At 35.8% G+C, this 14,510-nt stretch carries 14 protein-coding genes; 6 read left to right on the forward strand and 8 right to left on the reverse strand.

The window, feature by feature from the left end; genetic code table 11:
* Window positions 1–9: 9 nt before the first annotated feature.
* A complete protein-coding gene (locus tag EKM60_RS05400; RefSeq protein WP_125713233.1) occupies window positions 10–1,326 on the reverse strand; it encodes a C1 family peptidase in 1,317 nt (438 codons plus the stop codon).
* Between the two features lie 58 nt (window positions 1,327–1,384).
* On the opposite strand from EKM60_RS05400, the gene EKM60_RS05405 reads away from it, so the two are divergent.
* The 4 genes from EKM60_RS05405 (at window position 1,385) to EKM60_RS05420 (ending at window position 7,077) form a co-directional block, all read left to right on the forward strand.
* On the forward strand, window positions 1,385–2,050 hold the full coding sequence (locus EKM60_RS05405; RefSeq protein ID WP_125713235.1) for a type 1 glutamine amidotransferase: 666 nt from the start codon (window positions 1,385–1,387) through the stop codon (window positions 2,048–2,050).
* A 616-nt stretch (window positions 2,051–2,666) separates the two neighbouring features.
* Window positions 2,667–4,427 carry an ABC transporter ATP-binding protein gene (locus EKM60_RS05410; protein ID WP_125713237.1) on the forward strand — a complete coding sequence of 587 codons (1,761 nt, stop codon included), beginning with the start codon at window positions 2,667–2,669 and terminating at the stop codon, window positions 4,425–4,427.
* Window positions 4,420–6,207, forward strand: a complete 1,788-nt coding sequence (locus EKM60_RS05415; protein WP_125713239.1) for an ABC transporter ATP-binding protein — start codon at window positions 4,420–4,422, stop codon at window positions 6,205–6,207. Before EKM60_RS05410 ends, EKM60_RS05415 begins: the two co-directional genes overlap by 8 nt.
* 24 nt (window positions 6,208–6,231) lie before the next feature.
* Window positions 6,232–7,077, forward strand: a complete 846-nt coding sequence (locus tag EKM60_RS05420; protein ID WP_125713241.1) for a DUF3737 family protein — start codon at window positions 6,232–6,234, stop codon at window positions 7,075–7,077.
* Window positions 7,078–7,121: 44 nt separating this feature from the next.
* Here EKM60_RS05420 and EKM60_RS05425 read toward each other — a convergent pair whose 3' ends face one another.
* The 7 genes from EKM60_RS05425 to EKM60_RS05455 all read right to left on the reverse strand — a co-directional run bounded on the left by EKM60_RS05425 (window position 7,122) and on the right by EKM60_RS05455 (window position 12,425).
* Window positions 7,122–7,481: a type II toxin-antitoxin system PemK/MazF family toxin gene (locus EKM60_RS05425; RefSeq protein ID WP_125713244.1), complete on the reverse strand. Its 360-nt coding sequence runs from the start codon at window positions 7,479–7,481 to the stop codon at window positions 7,122–7,124.
* On the reverse strand, window positions 7,481–7,741 hold the full coding sequence (locus EKM60_RS05430) for an AbrB/MazE/SpoVT family DNA-binding domain-containing protein (protein ID WP_125713246.1): 261 nt from the start codon (window positions 7,739–7,741) through the stop codon (window positions 7,481–7,483). Before EKM60_RS05430 ends, EKM60_RS05425 begins: the two co-directional genes overlap by 1 nt.
* 137 nt (window positions 7,742–7,878) lie before the next feature.
* Entirely contained in the window at window positions 7,879–8,547 is a 669-nt protein-coding gene (locus EKM60_RS05435; protein ID WP_125713248.1) for a type 1 glutamine amidotransferase, read from the reverse strand.
* Between the two features lie 13 nt (window positions 8,548–8,560).
* Window positions 8,561–9,151 (reverse strand): ECF transporter S component, encoded by a 591-nt coding sequence (locus tag EKM60_RS05440; protein ID WP_125713250.1) that lies wholly within the window; start codon window positions 9,149–9,151, stop codon window positions 8,561–8,563.
* Window positions 9,152–9,298: 147 nt separating this feature from the next.
* Window positions 9,299–10,066 (reverse strand): pyrroline-5-carboxylate reductase, encoded by a 768-nt coding sequence (gene proC / locus EKM60_RS05445; protein WP_125713252.1) that lies wholly within the window; start codon window positions 10,064–10,066, stop codon window positions 9,299–9,301.
* A 110-nt stretch (window positions 10,067–10,176) separates the two neighbouring features.
* Window positions 10,177–11,556: a DUF3329 domain-containing protein gene (locus EKM60_RS05450; protein ID WP_125713255.1), complete on the reverse strand. Its 1,380-nt coding sequence runs from the start codon at window positions 11,554–11,556 to the stop codon at window positions 10,177–10,179.
* 110 nt (window positions 11,557–11,666) lie between these two features.
* Window positions 11,667–12,425 carry a MerR family transcriptional regulator gene (locus EKM60_RS05455; RefSeq protein WP_125713257.1) on the reverse strand — a complete coding sequence of 253 codons (759 nt, stop codon included), beginning with the start codon at window positions 12,423–12,425 and terminating at the stop codon, window positions 11,667–11,669.
* A gap of 143 nt (window positions 12,426–12,568) precedes the next feature.
* Here EKM60_RS05455 and thiD point away from each other — a divergent pair, with 143 nt between their 5' ends.
* Window positions 12,569–13,378 (forward strand): bifunctional hydroxymethylpyrimidine kinase/phosphomethylpyrimidine kinase, encoded by an 810-nt coding sequence (thiD, locus tag EKM60_RS05460; RefSeq protein ID WP_164508331.1) that lies wholly within the window; start codon window positions 12,569–12,571, stop codon window positions 13,376–13,378.
* A gap of 29 nt (window positions 13,379–13,407) precedes the next feature.
* Window positions 13,408–14,430 carry a hypothetical protein gene (locus tag EKM60_RS05465; protein WP_125713261.1) on the forward strand — a complete coding sequence of 341 codons (1,023 nt, stop codon included), beginning with the start codon at window positions 13,408–13,410 and terminating at the stop codon, window positions 14,428–14,430.
* The last annotated feature ends 80 nt before the right edge of the window (window positions 14,431–14,510 follow it).

Raw genomic sequence — 14,510 nt, forward strand, 5'->3', positions numbered from 1 at the left:
ATCTACGTTTTATGCCATTGCATCCCAAGCGGGTAAAACAACTGGCTCTTGATCAAAGACACTTAATTCCTGATCAGTCAAAAATTTCTTATTAATAACTACTTCATAAATATTATTTTCAAACCAAGCATTATCAGCCGTAAAGTATCCTTTTTCTCCGTTGTCTTCACCCCAAGAATTTTCAACCTTCCAGCGATTAGGTTTTGATTCCACAAGATTAACACCCGTCAAAACCATAGCATGAGATACTTCAGATTGTCTGTAATCCAAAGCGTCTCCTTTTTCCAACTTCATATCAGTATTAAATAGTTTATCAACTTGGTACATATCGCCTAAAAGAAGACCTTCTTTTCGTTGTGACTGATTTAAAACATCATTACCAAACCACACAGTATCATTAGCTTTTAACTGTTCAATGCTGAGCTCTTCTAAACGCTCTATCGGCAAGTTAAGATACTTCTCAGTCGTGCCGCCGACAACATTTCCATCAGTTTGGATCGTATAGACTTGATTGTATTTCTTGCTCTTTTGTGGAGAATTCATTACATTTACGTAATCGTTCAAATTGATCGTAAAATATTTGTTCAAGAAGTTCTTCGGTGTGATACTTGTTTCTTCAATTAACTTATCATCGTCATTACGGAGTGACAATTCAAAATCAACTGGTGGTTGCCCGAATGAATAAACACAAAGTTTATAAACTTCTGACAACATTTCTTCAACTCTTTGATCGATATTTGACGCATTATCGGATACCATTTGACGAAGTTCAATCCCATTTTTACGCATCATCTTTTTCAAAACAGCGTTAAATTCAGAGGTATTTTCTGAAACACTCGTTTCTGGCATAGCATATGTTGGTACGACACCATATTTGTTGATCAAATCAGCTGCATATTGCCATTGGCCACCATCAACGTTAGGATAAGTAAAGAGTAAATTAACTTTACGATCATTAACTGGCAAATCGGCTGTTTCTAGAATATTCTGGTAGAAGTAATTAGCTTTTTCCAGACGATCCCAAAATGATAGATAATTTTGAGACAGTTCAAAGTCTTTCATATTATATTTTGTAGCAAATTCCGTTCTTAAATTAGTCAAAGCTGAAAATAACCAGCAACGACCCGAACGCTTTTGATTGGAAACCTTCCCAGTTGGCACTTCAATATTAAATGTTGGATTTAGTTTCCTTTTAGCCTCAATATTTTGAGCAGCTTTGAAGATCCCAACTTGTGCAACTGCATTCTTCAAAACATTATTAGTTGCATCTTGATTTAAGTTCTTGCGAAAGTCTGCTAAAATTTCATTATTAATTTCTTTAGTCAACTCAATCACCTCATAGTTAAATTATATTACAATATTATTATTCATATTGGAGAGAATTATGCCTGAAACAATTAAAATTGCTTACTTATACGAAGATTTAATGAACACATATGGAGATAGCGGTGATGTTAAAATCTTAGCTTTTCTTCTAAAAGAACAAGGTTACGACACACAAGTTGACGACGTCAGTTTAGATGCAGATTTCAATGCCTTTGACTATGATTTCCTATTCTTTGGTGGTGGCCAAGATTTTGAACAATCCGTCGTAGCCAAAGATATTTCTAAACACAAACAAACCATTACTGATTACATTGAAGCTGACAAACCAATGCTTTGTATCTGTGGTGGCTATCAATTCTTAGGTAAGTTTTACGAAACTAGTGGTGGCGAAACGATTCAATGCCTGGATATTCTACCTTTCCACACCGTCTTTAAAGCTGACGCTAGAATGATCGGCGATACAGAATACAAGACTGAATGGGGTACTGTTAAAGCCTTCGAGAATCACAGTGGTAGGACTTATTTTGACGATAAAAATATGCTCAAACCATTAGGTACTATGGTTGAAGGTTATGGAAATAATCCTGAAGATGGCGTTGAAGGTATGCGTTACAAGAACGTTATTGGCAGTTATTCTCATGGACCTATCTTGAAAAATGAAAATATTGCCCGTGCGATTGCTGATAAGATTGTTCAATCGCATAAAGAACGCATTGCTAAATAGATAGTATTTGCCTTGCCGCTTACGGTTTGGAGTAATTCCACCTGTTGCAGGACCCCTTCAGCCAAGGTCTGAAGGCTCAATTTTGAGCTTTGCTCCGCAAATCTCAGAATCGTCCATGGTGTAAGGACGTAAAACCACTGTCCAACTGGTTCCATTACTCCAAACCTCCAGCCCGCATTTAATCTAGATAATTTAAGCCTTTTAAAATTATCAACAAGAAGCTGTATCATGCTTGATTTATCTCAAGTATGGTACAGCTTCTTTTTTGTTATATGTAACTATTAAAAATTGAACTCACAATATAAATCGTTAAAAACATACCAGTCGAAAGGTCTGAGAATATTTGCCTGCTGTGAGAGTGGCGTTAGAGTTTTAGCTCCTACACCACCGGGTTAGTTTGAAGACTTGTTGAACTTTACAAGGCTTCAAACCAAGACTCGAGACCGCTTCTCAGTCGAACTAGTCCGCACAGCAGGCAAATATTCTCAGACCTGGAGACGAAATACACCTCCAGAAAAAAGTTTTTAAATAATTTAGCAATTAATCATTGCCTTAGAGCCTACTTCAAGGTGTAGAGTTAAAAATGAATTAAATTATTAATAATGGGTGAAATAATATGGGGATTTTTTCTCGGTTGAGTTGGTTTTTTAAACACCGGTGGAAGCAATATTCTTTTGGGGTCTTAGCTTTACTCTTAGTTGCGGCTTGTAATGTGGTTCCTCCACGTATCGTTGGTGTCGTAGTTGATGCTGTCAGTAAAAAAACATTAACTATTAAATTTTTAATGATGAATTTAGGACTACTACTTCTAGTTGCCATTATGGGATATTTTTTGAGGTTTCTTTGGCAAAAAATGATTTTTGGTAGTTCGTACGTTTTGGAGCGTGATCTACGTAATCGTTTGTTCCATCATTTTATGAAGATGGATACTACCTTTTATCAAAAATGGCGAACTGGTGATTTGATGGCTCATGCTACCAATGATATCGACGCTGTTCGTGAAGTAGCTGGTCCTGGAGTTTTGACTCTAGCAGATTCATTGATAACTGGTTTATCAATGATTTTTGCCATGGGTATGTTCGTTGACTGGAAATTGACACTTTATGCGATTTTGCCGCTGCTCTTGCTGGCAATTATGGCTAACGTCTTGGGTAACAAAATTCATGATGCTTTCATGAAATCTCAGGCGGCTTTCTCAAGTATCAACAATAAGACTCAGGAAAGTGTTGTTGGTATTAAAGTTTTAAAGGCTTTGGGTCAAGAAAAACAGGATGAAGCTGACTTCGATAAATATGTTTCTAAAAATATTAAGGCTAATAAAAAGTCTTATCGCTTAGATGCGATGTTTGATCCACTAACATCGATCATCATGGGTATTTCATATGTTATTACAATTATTTTAGGCGGCTTAGCAGTTATCCATTCTCAAATTACCATTGGTGAACTTGTTTCATTCATCACTTATATGGCTGAACTAACTTGGCCAATGTTTGCTATTGGTAGTCTGTTTAACATTTTGGAACGTGGTTCTGCCAGTTACGATCGAATCACCGAACTGTTAGGCGAAAAGTCATCCCTAGTAACGCCGCGCCATGAAGTTAAAACTACTCCAAATGGCCCCTTGGATTTTGAAATGAAAAAATTCCATTATCCAGATGACAAAGCGATTGCCTTAAATAATGTCAGTTTCGTTCTCAAAGAAGGTCAAACGATGGGTATTGTCGGTCCAACTGGTGGTGGTAAATCAACTATCATCAGTCTGTTGATGCGTGATTTTGACCATTATAACGGTCAAATAACCGTCGGTGACCATGATATACGTGACTTTAAGCTTGATGATTATTTAGATACGATCGGTTATGTTCCTCAAACTAACTTCTTATTCTCCACTAATATTCGTGACAACATCCGATTTGCTAACATTGATGCTACAAAAGAACAAGTTAAGGCCGCTGCTCATGTTGCCGATTTGGACAATGACATTGACGATATGCCAGAAGGTTACGATACACAGGTCGGTCAATTAGGAGTTTCATTATCTGGTGGACAGAAACAACGTTTATCTATCGCCAGAGCTGTTTTGAGTGACCCTGAACTATTGATCTTAGATGACTCATTATCTGCGGTTGATTCAAAGACAGAACGAAATATCGAAGAACGTATTGCTGAAAATAGATCGAATGGCACGACGATCATTGCGGCAAGCCGTTTAAGTTCAGTTGAACACGCTGATCAAATACTTGTTGTCGATCATGGAACTATCATTGAGCACGGTACACATCAAGAATTGTTGGGCAATAAGGGTTGGTATTACGATACCTTCAACTTACAAGCTAAAAATGCTGAACTCGAAGGGAGGTTGAATAGTCATGGATAAAAAAGAACAAGAAACGATCAATGATATTCACGCCCTCTCTCGAAAACAACAACGAAATATTTTGAAACGATTATTCGGCTTTGCCTGGGCATTTAAAAAGCAATTCGTCACAGCAATCATTTTTGCGATTGGATTGAGTGTCATAAATATAATTTTGCCTAGATTGTTGCAATACTATATGGATAATTATCTTGTTCATCAAGATACTGGTATCCAAATCATCGTTGGCTTTGCGATCGTCTACTTCATTGGAACAATAATTAAAGCTATCGTCCAATTCATTCAGAATTTTGCTTTCTCTATGGGAGCTGAACGAACACTTGAAAGAATTCGTAGTCAACTATTTAGAAAATTGCATACCTTAGGAATGGATTATTTCGATAAAACCCCTGCTGGTTCAATTGTTTCAAGAGTTACTAATGATACTAAAACATTATATGACTTTTGGACTTTATTCTTGATGATCCTAGTAGCGGCCTTTTCAATGATCTCAGCATTTATAGCAATGATGTCCGTTAACGTTACTTTGGCAGTCGCAACGGCGTTATTCGTAATAGCGCTTTACCTACTGATTTGGTTGTATCAACGTTTAAGTTCCAAGATTTACCAACGTTTACGTGAATATTTAAGTCAAATCAATACTAAATTAAACGAATCTTTGATGGGTATCAGTATCATTCAACAATTCGGTCAACAGAAACGAATGATTTCAGAATTTGAACACAAAAATAATCAGTATTTTAACCAAAGAAACAAAATGATCAATGTAAACTCATTTTTGCTTTATCCAACTATTACATTGATGTTTACGTTATCAGAAGTAATTTCATTAGGTGGTTTTGGATTAGAAAGTACCCACACTATCGTGGCTGCTGGTGTCATCTATGCCTTTATTTCTTACCAGCAAAACTTCTTCAATCCATTATCTAACGTTATGAATTACATGTCTTATTTTCAAGATGGAATGGTTGCCGGGTATCGGATCATGAAATTATTTGATAACCAAACCACTAGCCCTGTCCAAAATGAAGACAGCGCACAAAAAATCGAAGTTGGAAAAATTGAATTTCGCCACGTTACCTTTGGCTATGTACCAAATGAACCTATCCTAAAGGATATTTCATTTACGGTTAATCCCGGCCAGACTGTAGCATTAGTTGGTCATACTGGTAGCGGTAAGAGTTCGATCATCAACGTCCTACTAAGATTTTATGAATTTGGTGAAGGTCAGATATTGATTGATGACCACGATATCCGTGATTACTCAACTCAAGAACTTCGCCAAAAACTCGGTCTAGTTATTCAGGAACCGTACTTGTTCTACGGTAATATTGCCAATAATATTCGCATGTATGATGACAGCATCACCGATGCACAAGTAGAACAAGCAGCTAAATTCGTTGATGCCGATGAATTTATTGAAAGGCTTCCCGATGCATATCATGCCAAAGTAATTGAGCGAGGCAGTAGCTTCTCCACTGGTCAACGTCAGTTGATCTCATTTGCTAGAACTATCGTCCGCAATCCGAAAGTACTGATTCTGGATGAGGCTACTGCTAATATCGATCCTCAAACTGAGCAGAGTATTACCCGAGGCTTATCAAAAATGAGAGACGACAGAACAACTATTGCCATCGCTCACAGATTATCGACAGTTCAAGATGCCGATCAAATCCTAGTTTTAAGCCACGGACGTATCGCCGAGCGAGGAACACACTCTGAATTACTCAAAGCTGGCGGACTTTATTCAGAGCTTTATGAATTGCAATCAATGGATTAAATATACAAGGAAAAGGTGGAACAAATGAAAAAATTAATTTCAGAAGGATATTTTGATGGGGAGCGTCCTCTATTTAAGGAGCATGACGCAGAGATCAACGACACAAATTTTGGTGAAGGTGAATCCCCTCTTAAAGAAACACACGACTTAGATTTAAATGATGTCGTATTCAAGTGGAAGTACCCATTATGGTACGCAAATAACATCAAAGTTGATAAATCAATCTTTGAAACCATGTCACGTTCAGGGATTTGGTATACACATAACATCGAAATAACAAATTCTGCTCTTCAAGCACCTAAATTATTTAGACGTGTTAGTCAGATTAAATTAGAAAATGTTCATTTTGCTGACGCTGAAGAAACAATGTGGACTTGCAAAGATATTAACTTAAAGAACGTTCAGATCAACGGTAATTATTTTGGTATGAATAGTGAAAATATTTATGCTGATAATATTGATGTCGTTGGAAATTATGTTTTTGACGGTGCCAAGAATATCGAAGTTCACAACTCAACTTTCGTTTCAAAAGACGCATTTTGGAATTGTGAAAATGTTACGATCTACGATTCAAAAATCAGTGGTGAATATCTAGCTTGGAACACAAAGAACCTTACTTTGATCAACTGTACTATCGAAAGTGAACAAGGACTTTGTTATTTGGATAATTTGAAGATGGTCAACTGTAAAGTATTGAGAACCGATTTAGCATTTGAATACTGCTCAAATATTGATGCTGAAATAACAACAAATGTTATGAGTATCAAGAATCCTATCAGTGGCACAATCAAGGTTGCTTCTGTTGACGATATTATCTTTGATGATCCAGAGATCGATCCTAAAAAGACAACTATTGAAACAAAAGATTAATATGGAATTAAAAAATCATCCCAAAAACTATTTTGGGATGATTTTTATATATCAAATAAATATCTGACACTATCTAACAATTTTTTTAAAACTATATCAGAAACATGACCAACAATCTCACCTTTTCGAGCTTCAAAGTCATAGCTGGGTAAATAATAAGTAACTATATTTCCCTTTATTCCACTATTTTTATCAGCAATTGGCACATAAGATCCATCCGAAACTCCGTTCATGAAGTTATGAGATGTTATCGGCATCCCTGATATTAGACCAGTTGATCGATTATACTCCGAACTGGATAAAACAACGATTGGCCTTCTGATATTATCATGACCGCCCAATTCGACTCCTGCATGCGGTTCTGCGTCAATAAACATGATATCGCCTTGTTTAGGATATTCCATTAAAATAGATTTTCCTTTCCAACTGGTTTCTCGTTACCGATATCAAATTCTAATTTCTGCATATCTTTTCTAAAATCATGATCTTTAAACTGACCATCCTTCCATGGATTATCTTGTTTAGTTGGTCTATAAACAAGATTCCCATCAACTTTTTCGAGACTGAACGTTTCATTCTCAGATATTCCTGCTGACTTAGGTACAGTTATACTCATACTATTCCCATTCTTTCTAGTTTTGTAAGTTCCAAGTAATTCTTTCATTCAGATCACCTCAAAGTTTTGTTATTACCCATATAATAACTTGTTACTAAGTAATTACAAGTTATTACTTTTAGGTGATACTTATCTTAATATATAAAATTACGCAAAAAAATCATCCCAAAGAATTGGGATGATTTTTATTCTGTAATATAATCCAGTAATTTGAATAAAACGATCTTGTTCTCTTCAGGCACAGGATATTTCATAATTTCTTCTGGAGTTTGATTTAATTTTGAACCGGCAGCATAGTCGCCATCATTAACGGCAATCTCTTTTACATCATCAGTTTGGGGCTCAAAATGAAACTGTAAGCCAATAATGCGATGATTCATAACGAAGCCTTGATTCCTCAATAAATCACTGGAGAATAGCAATTCTGCCTCATCAGGGATATCAAACATCTCTTCATGCCAATGCAACGCCATCATTTTCTCTGGAATCTCCGGAATTGCTCGTGTTTGCAAATAAACTGGTGCCCAACCCACTTCTTTAGCTGGAGATTTTCCAATATGATAGCCCAAAGTTTTTGTAATTTGCTGTGCACCATAACAGGCTCCAAACATAGGAATATTCTTATCTAACAATTGTTTGATCAATTTACGTTCATTCTTGATCCAATCAACATCATCGTTAGGACTCATTGGCCCGCCAAGAATAACTAGCATATCTGTCTCTTCAGCACTTGGCAAAACTCCGCCAAACGCATAAGGATGATAAACATAAATTTCATATCCATGTAAACGTGCCCAGTCTTTTATAGCACCTGGACCCTCATTAGGTGTATGTTGCAAAACATTGATCCTCATTGATCGAGCCTCTTTAATCTAAAAATTTATTAGCTTTTAAGATAGCTGTCGAAATAGCTGGAGCAATAATAATTGCGGCTATCATTTCCGGAATACCATTAGTTCCAACAATAATTAACAACAGCTTGTTTAATAGATCCGTTTGTGTGGCATAAGCTTGAGACAAGACACTAGCATACATGAATCGCATCAAACCTAAAACTAATACCGTATTAGTAAGAGACCCTATTGCGGCAGCGATACCCATAGCAACGACTCTTTTTTTAAAGTGCTTTTTTAACACTAAATAGACATATCCAGCTACTAATCCCACAATTATTCTTGGCACAATAGCAACGATTGGATTAGTGAATACCATCGTATCAATAATTGATGTTGGACTAGTGAAAGCTCGTATCATCGTACCCAATCCCCAAACCAGACCAACGATAGATCCATACTTTGGACCAAGTACAATTGCAGCAACGATTACAGTTATATGAATGATTGTTATATTAATGAATCCAGTTGGAATGAATCCCAAAAAAGGTACCAATGATTGAACGAAAATAATCGCCATCAGGATACCCAAAATAGCAATGCGGTAGGCTTTTCTTCTTTGCATTTACTATAAACCCCTCAAATTTATTTCCTTAATTCTATATTATTATCCAAAACATATCAAAATTTAATCTTTAAGACCCTTTAAAGAATAAAAAAAGCCCTTACCAGCGCCATAAATTACTGCGCGGCTTCAGACTTTGATTTAATATTATTCACCTTCAGCTGCATCAACAGCTTTTATAACGGCGCTACGGAATCCATTTTCTTCCAGTGCAGCAACACCTTTGATCGTAGAACCACCTGGTGATGTTACTTCGTCTTTTAATGCTGACGGATTAAGATCTGATTGTTTGGCTAGTTTACTTGCACCAATAGCCATTCCAATAGCTGCATCATAAGCTAGTTTTCTACTTAAACCATGCTTAACACCTGCATCGCTAAGTGCTTCGATAAATAAATCTAAGAAGGCTGGACTGCATCCGGCAACTGTTCCCAGAATACCTAATTGTTCGCTAGGTACTTCTACTAATTGACCTGTGTATCCTAAAATAGAAGCAACTTTCTTTTTGTCTTCAGGGGTAAATTTATCAGAGTATGTAATACCTGTGAATCCAGCTCCAACCTTTACAGGAGTATTGGGAATAGCATGTGCTACTTTGTCATATCCCAAAACTTGTCTCAGATGAGTTACGGTCCCTGTTCCAGTAAAGGCAACAACCAATTTACCGTCAACAATATCTTTTAATTCAGTCAGAACACTGTCCAAGGCATTGGCTCCAACACCAATAAAAATTACATCTGTGTCAGATAATTGTTTGATCTTAGAAACAATTTGAAATCCAAGCTGCTCTTTTAATTCTTTAGTACGTGAAGATCTGCCACCTTTAACGACGATCTCACTTGCATCATAACCATTCTTAACTAAACCAGTTATTACTGCACCACCTATACTGCCTGCACCGATAAAACCAATCATATTCAAGTCTCCTTTTCTACTTCGTTATCCCTATTCTAAAGGAATATCCGATAAATACAAATTCATATTTTGTTATTATTTTTTTCAACAAAAAAGCCGCCCTTAGGCGACTACTTAAATGTTCCACTAATACTCTTGATACCGTAATATTTTGCCATCCAGACATTTAGCCAAGAAGCTGGATCTTCCAAAGTATTGGCTGTGTAATTGATAGCATTGTACTGATTAGTTCGACCGGCATTTTCTAAATTAGGTAAGATCTTTATAGTAACTGTATCCTTACCATCTGCTTTAGCTGCATTGATTTTTTGAATGTTATTGGTTTGGATAACATAGTCGGAATGAATATCTGTGTAAGCTTTTGAGAAACTAACTGTAAAGACGATCAATGATAACGCCGTTATGACCCACTTAACACTATTCATATCAAAAATAGCGCTGCGTTGATAAACTCGATAAAGCATATAAGCCATCATAATGATCATAAAAACATATGGTCCAAAGAACGCACGATACGATCCTGATACTATCTCTAGTGGACCGGCTGGCGACAACATTAATGAGAATAGTGACGCTAAAAATCCAATAAAGAGAATTATCAAATTAGCGTAGTCATCTTTTTTCAAAACTCTGACCATCAGGGTCAAGATGACCACTACTAAGAAAGTTATCATCAGCGGCATAGAGTTATTTTTGATCAATTTCAAAATATCCAAGAATTTTACCAATAATAAAATAATGGAATTCTTGTCTCCTCTACCTTGTGAAGCTGGCGAAAGAATGATCAACAGACTTCCCGCCATACTGGCAATAATTCCTAATATATGCCAAACACGGATCTTTTTGAAGTCTCTTAAATAATAGATCCCGAACAGTACCAACATAATAACGACACTTGGACCACTATTTTCGCTACTAGTTCCAGCTAAGAATCCTAAAATCATAGCACCTAAAATCATCCAAATTGAACTTTTCTTTTCTAAGTTTTTCAATCCAAATAACAAGAAACTAAGATAGAAAATACTCATCCAAAGATAATTTCCAGCACCAGAGATCCAATAAATTGTTGTTCCTGGTAACGGTAAAAAGAACCATAGAGCAATAACAACTAAAAACTCGAGAAAAATTGGTAAGGATTTTTTGATCAAACTTTGAGTTATTTGTTTTATTAAAATTACTAGTCCTAAAAAGACAAACGTATTAACAATGTCAAAAACCCATTTTGGAAATTGCATCATTATTTGCACAAAACTATGAGCCAAAATTCTTCCGTTCCACATAAAGTAATGATTGTATTGTGAAGCAAAGATATCAAACAGACTGTGAAAGGCTCTAGTATGCGGTGTCACTGATGGTCCATCATAGAAAAAATGATACGTGTAATCATCAGCGGTTAATAGTGAAAAATGATTTAGTGTAAATACCACTAAAAAGGTTCCTAAATACAGTAACCCTGGTAGTAAATACTTACGTTTATTACTTGAATTCATGCGTTTTTAATCCCCCTTATATCACGCAAGGATAGATTAAATATATCATGAACTTAGGAAACTTTTACGAAATTTCCCAATTATTTACATATTTACAACAATCTTTCAGACTATTTTGTATAATGTTCGACAATCTCTTTCAACCATCTCGTTACAGGTTGACCAGCTTTATTATCATAATATTTAACAAATCGTTCATCACTGACATACATTTGAACTAAGCCTTGGTGAGCTTCTTTACTGTATTTTGGCAAAGTGAAACTCAGCCAATCTTTATGTTCTTGGTAAATTTTTTCTGCTAAATTTGAATCTAGATCGGGATTTTTTACGAATATATTCAAATCAGAAATCAAATCCTGTTCAATTTTTTGCATCTGTTTAAACTGTTCCTCAGTCAAATCTCCATATCGTTGATTAGACTCATCAACTGTTTTAGATCCATAACGTTGACGGATCTCTTGACCATATTCCTGTTCGTTATTTTTGATGTTTTCTTCCTTAAATGCTGCAAATTTTTCTTTATCTGTCATAATTTTATCTCCTTGATAGTGATCGATAGTTTTTTGAATATTTGTTAGGAGAGAGTCTAAGTGACGCCTTTGTTCCAACAATAATTGTTGCTGTTGTTTTAAGGCCTCAATTTCAGAATAGTCAGCATTATCCATGATTTGCCTAATTTTCATTAATGAAAAATCTAGCGACCGGAAGAATAATATCTGTTGTAGTCGGTCAACTTGTTTTTCTTCATAAATACGATAGTTTTTTTCAGTAATATAACTTGGTTTTAGCAAATCAATTTGGTCATAATATCGTAAAGTTCGAGCGCTGACCCCTGATAAATCAGCTAATTGTTTGACTGTGTATTCCATGACTTCCTCCTAGCAAAACTTATGATAGAGATTGACGCAACGTCAAGGTCAAGTTAATTTGTAAAATATTGAGGCTTTTTATCCTCAAATAAGATAATTTACGTTAATATTAACAACAAAAGGTATTTTATAGGTTGGTGAAAATTATGAATGAATTTACTCAAGTACTTACAATTGCTGGATCAGATTCCGACGGTAGTGCTGGTGCACAAGCCGATTTGAAAACTTTTATGGCTCGCGGAGTTTACGGAATGTCCGTATTGACCGCCGCTGTTGCTGGTAACTCTTATGGGATCCACGATAGTGTTAATATGCCCATCAGTTTCATTAAGAGTCAGATCAAGGATATCAAAGATGACTTTAAAGTTTCAGCTTTTAAAACTGGTATGCTATCAGATTCTGAAATCATCCACACTATTGCTGAAGAGATAAAAGACGGATCTTTCGGGACTTTTGTTCTTGACCCTGTTATCATTACGAAACATGGTGCCATGCTATTAGAAGAAGAAGCCTATCAAACTTTGATCGACGAACTTTTCCCATTGGCTGATCTGATTACTCCAAACTTCTATGAAGCTAAGAAATTATCTGGCTTAGAATTGAATACTAAAGAAGAAATAGTAAAAGCTGCTCATAAATTAAGAGATCTTGGACCTAAAAATATCATGATCAAGGGTGAACACGCTGATGATTCACTTGATTACGTTGAAGACTTCGTACTATTAGAAGACGGACAATCATTCTGGATCTCAGAACCATACATAAAAACAGACCATGTTAACGGAACGGGTGATACTTTATCATCTAGTATCGTTGCCGAAATGGCCAAGGGCTCAAGTATGGAAGAAGCCATCAGAATTTCAAAAACATTCACTTATAGAGCTATCAAAAATGAAATCGACGTCGGTCATAAATTCGGTCCAATTAATCATTTCATTCACGATGAACTATAATTACTAGTGAAGAAAGAGGAGATCAATTTATGGTAAGAATCACAAAAATATCCGTCGGTAGTCTGCTACTAATTTTGTCCATCATTTTAATGGTTAGATCCGGATTTGAAAACTTTATTGCTGCTCTAGTAGGTACCGGAGATATTGGAGGAGCAGCCGGCATTTTAATGGCTATTACATATATTATTGCTGCTGCCATCTATATTTTAACTAATCGTACATACAGCGTTGTTCCCGACGTAGTCAGCTTTATTATCTTAATCCTAGGTGGTTTGATGGGATTATTTAACGCTGGCATCCCCGGAACTCACTTCTTAATTATCTGGGCTTGGGTCGGAATTGCCATCGGTGCTATCGTTTTGATCATAAGCATCGCCGATTTAGTCTTGCATCCAGTTTCAGATGAAGATGATGAGGAAGAAGAAGATTTTAATAATCAATTTGATTACAACAATCAAATGCCTAACAACATGCAAAATAATCAAATGAATCAGTATCCTGATCCAAATAATCAATTCAACCAATTCCCTAATAATGGTAATGGATACCAACAATATCCCAACCAGAATCAACAACCTAATCAGTTTCCAAATCAGAATATGAATCAACCGTACCCTAACCAGAATCAAAATTATGGATACAATCAACCCGTTCAAAACAATCCATATCCTAATAACACAAATCCAAATAATATGAACCAAAATCCAAACTTTGGTGCAAACCCTAATCAGTCAAACCAAGGACAGTTTTCATCAAATCAATTTCCCAATAATTCTCAATCGAATCGTCGACCAATGAACAATTTTAATCAGAATCAACCTGTTCAACCAAATTCTGTAAATAATTCTTATCAAAGTCGGCAAAACCAATTTCCTAATAACCAGTTCAATGGTCAGATGAATAGCAATCCAAATAATGGTCCTGTCAACCGACCACTTTCACAAGGTCAAAGACCACAAAATCAACAACAGAATCAATTACAAAACCCTAATAATAACAATCCTTACGCATTGGGTAACTTTGATCCTTCAAAACGCCGTAGTAAGCGTTAACTAAATGTGAAAATATTTTAACTTTATATCTCAAAAATCATATGATTTTTGGGATATTTTTTTATCCAAAAATTAAAATT

It is taken from the genome of Companilactobacillus kedongensis (assembly GCF_003946625.1).
In the GTDB taxonomy this organism is placed as follows: domain Bacteria; phylum Bacillota; class Bacilli; order Lactobacillales; family Lactobacillaceae; genus Companilactobacillus; species Companilactobacillus kedongensis.

Excerpts from the sequence above, each read along its gene's own strand:
- EKM60_RS05425 (WP_125713244.1), bottom strand. The coding sequence starts at position 7,481 with ATGGAATATCCTAAACAAGGCGATATCATGTTTATTGACGCAGAACCG.
- proC (WP_125713252.1), bottom strand. The coding sequence starts at position 10,066 with ATGATTGGTTTTATCGGTGCAGGCAGTATAGGTGGTGCAGTAATAACT.
- EKM60_RS05465 (WP_125713261.1), top strand. The coding sequence starts at position 13,408 with ATGGTAAGAATCACAAAAATATCCGTCGGTAGTCTGCTACTAATTTTG.
- EKM60_RS05410 (WP_125713237.1), top strand. The coding sequence starts at position 2,667 with ATGGGGATTTTTTCTCGGTTGAGTTGGTTTTTTAAACACCGGTGGAAG.
- EKM60_RS05430 (WP_125713246.1), bottom strand. The coding sequence starts at position 7,741 with ATGAAAGAATTACTTGGAACTTACAAAACTAGAAAGAATGGGAATAGT.
- EKM60_RS05435 (WP_125713248.1), bottom strand. The coding sequence starts at position 8,547 with ATGAGGATCAATGTTTTGCAACATACACCTAATGAGGGTCCAGGTGCT.
- EKM60_RS05440 (WP_125713250.1), bottom strand. The coding sequence starts at position 9,151 with ATGCAAAGAAGAAAAGCCTACCGCATTGCTATTTTGGGTATCCTGATG.
- EKM60_RS05455 (WP_125713257.1), bottom strand. The coding sequence starts at position 12,425 with ATGGAATACACAGTCAAACAATTAGCTGATTTATCAGGGGTCAGCGCT.
- EKM60_RS05415 (WP_125713239.1), top strand. The coding sequence starts at position 4,420 with ATGGATAAAAAAGAACAAGAAACGATCAATGATATTCACGCCCTCTCT.
- EKM60_RS05450 (WP_125713255.1), bottom strand. The coding sequence starts at position 11,556 with ATGAATTCAAGTAATAAACGTAAGTATTTACTACCAGGGTTACTGTAT.
- EKM60_RS05420 (WP_125713241.1), top strand. The coding sequence starts at position 6,232 with ATGAAAAAATTAATTTCAGAAGGATATTTTGATGGGGAGCGTCCTCTA.
- EKM60_RS05405 (WP_125713235.1), top strand. The coding sequence starts at position 1,385 with ATGCCTGAAACAATTAAAATTGCTTACTTATACGAAGATTTAATGAAC.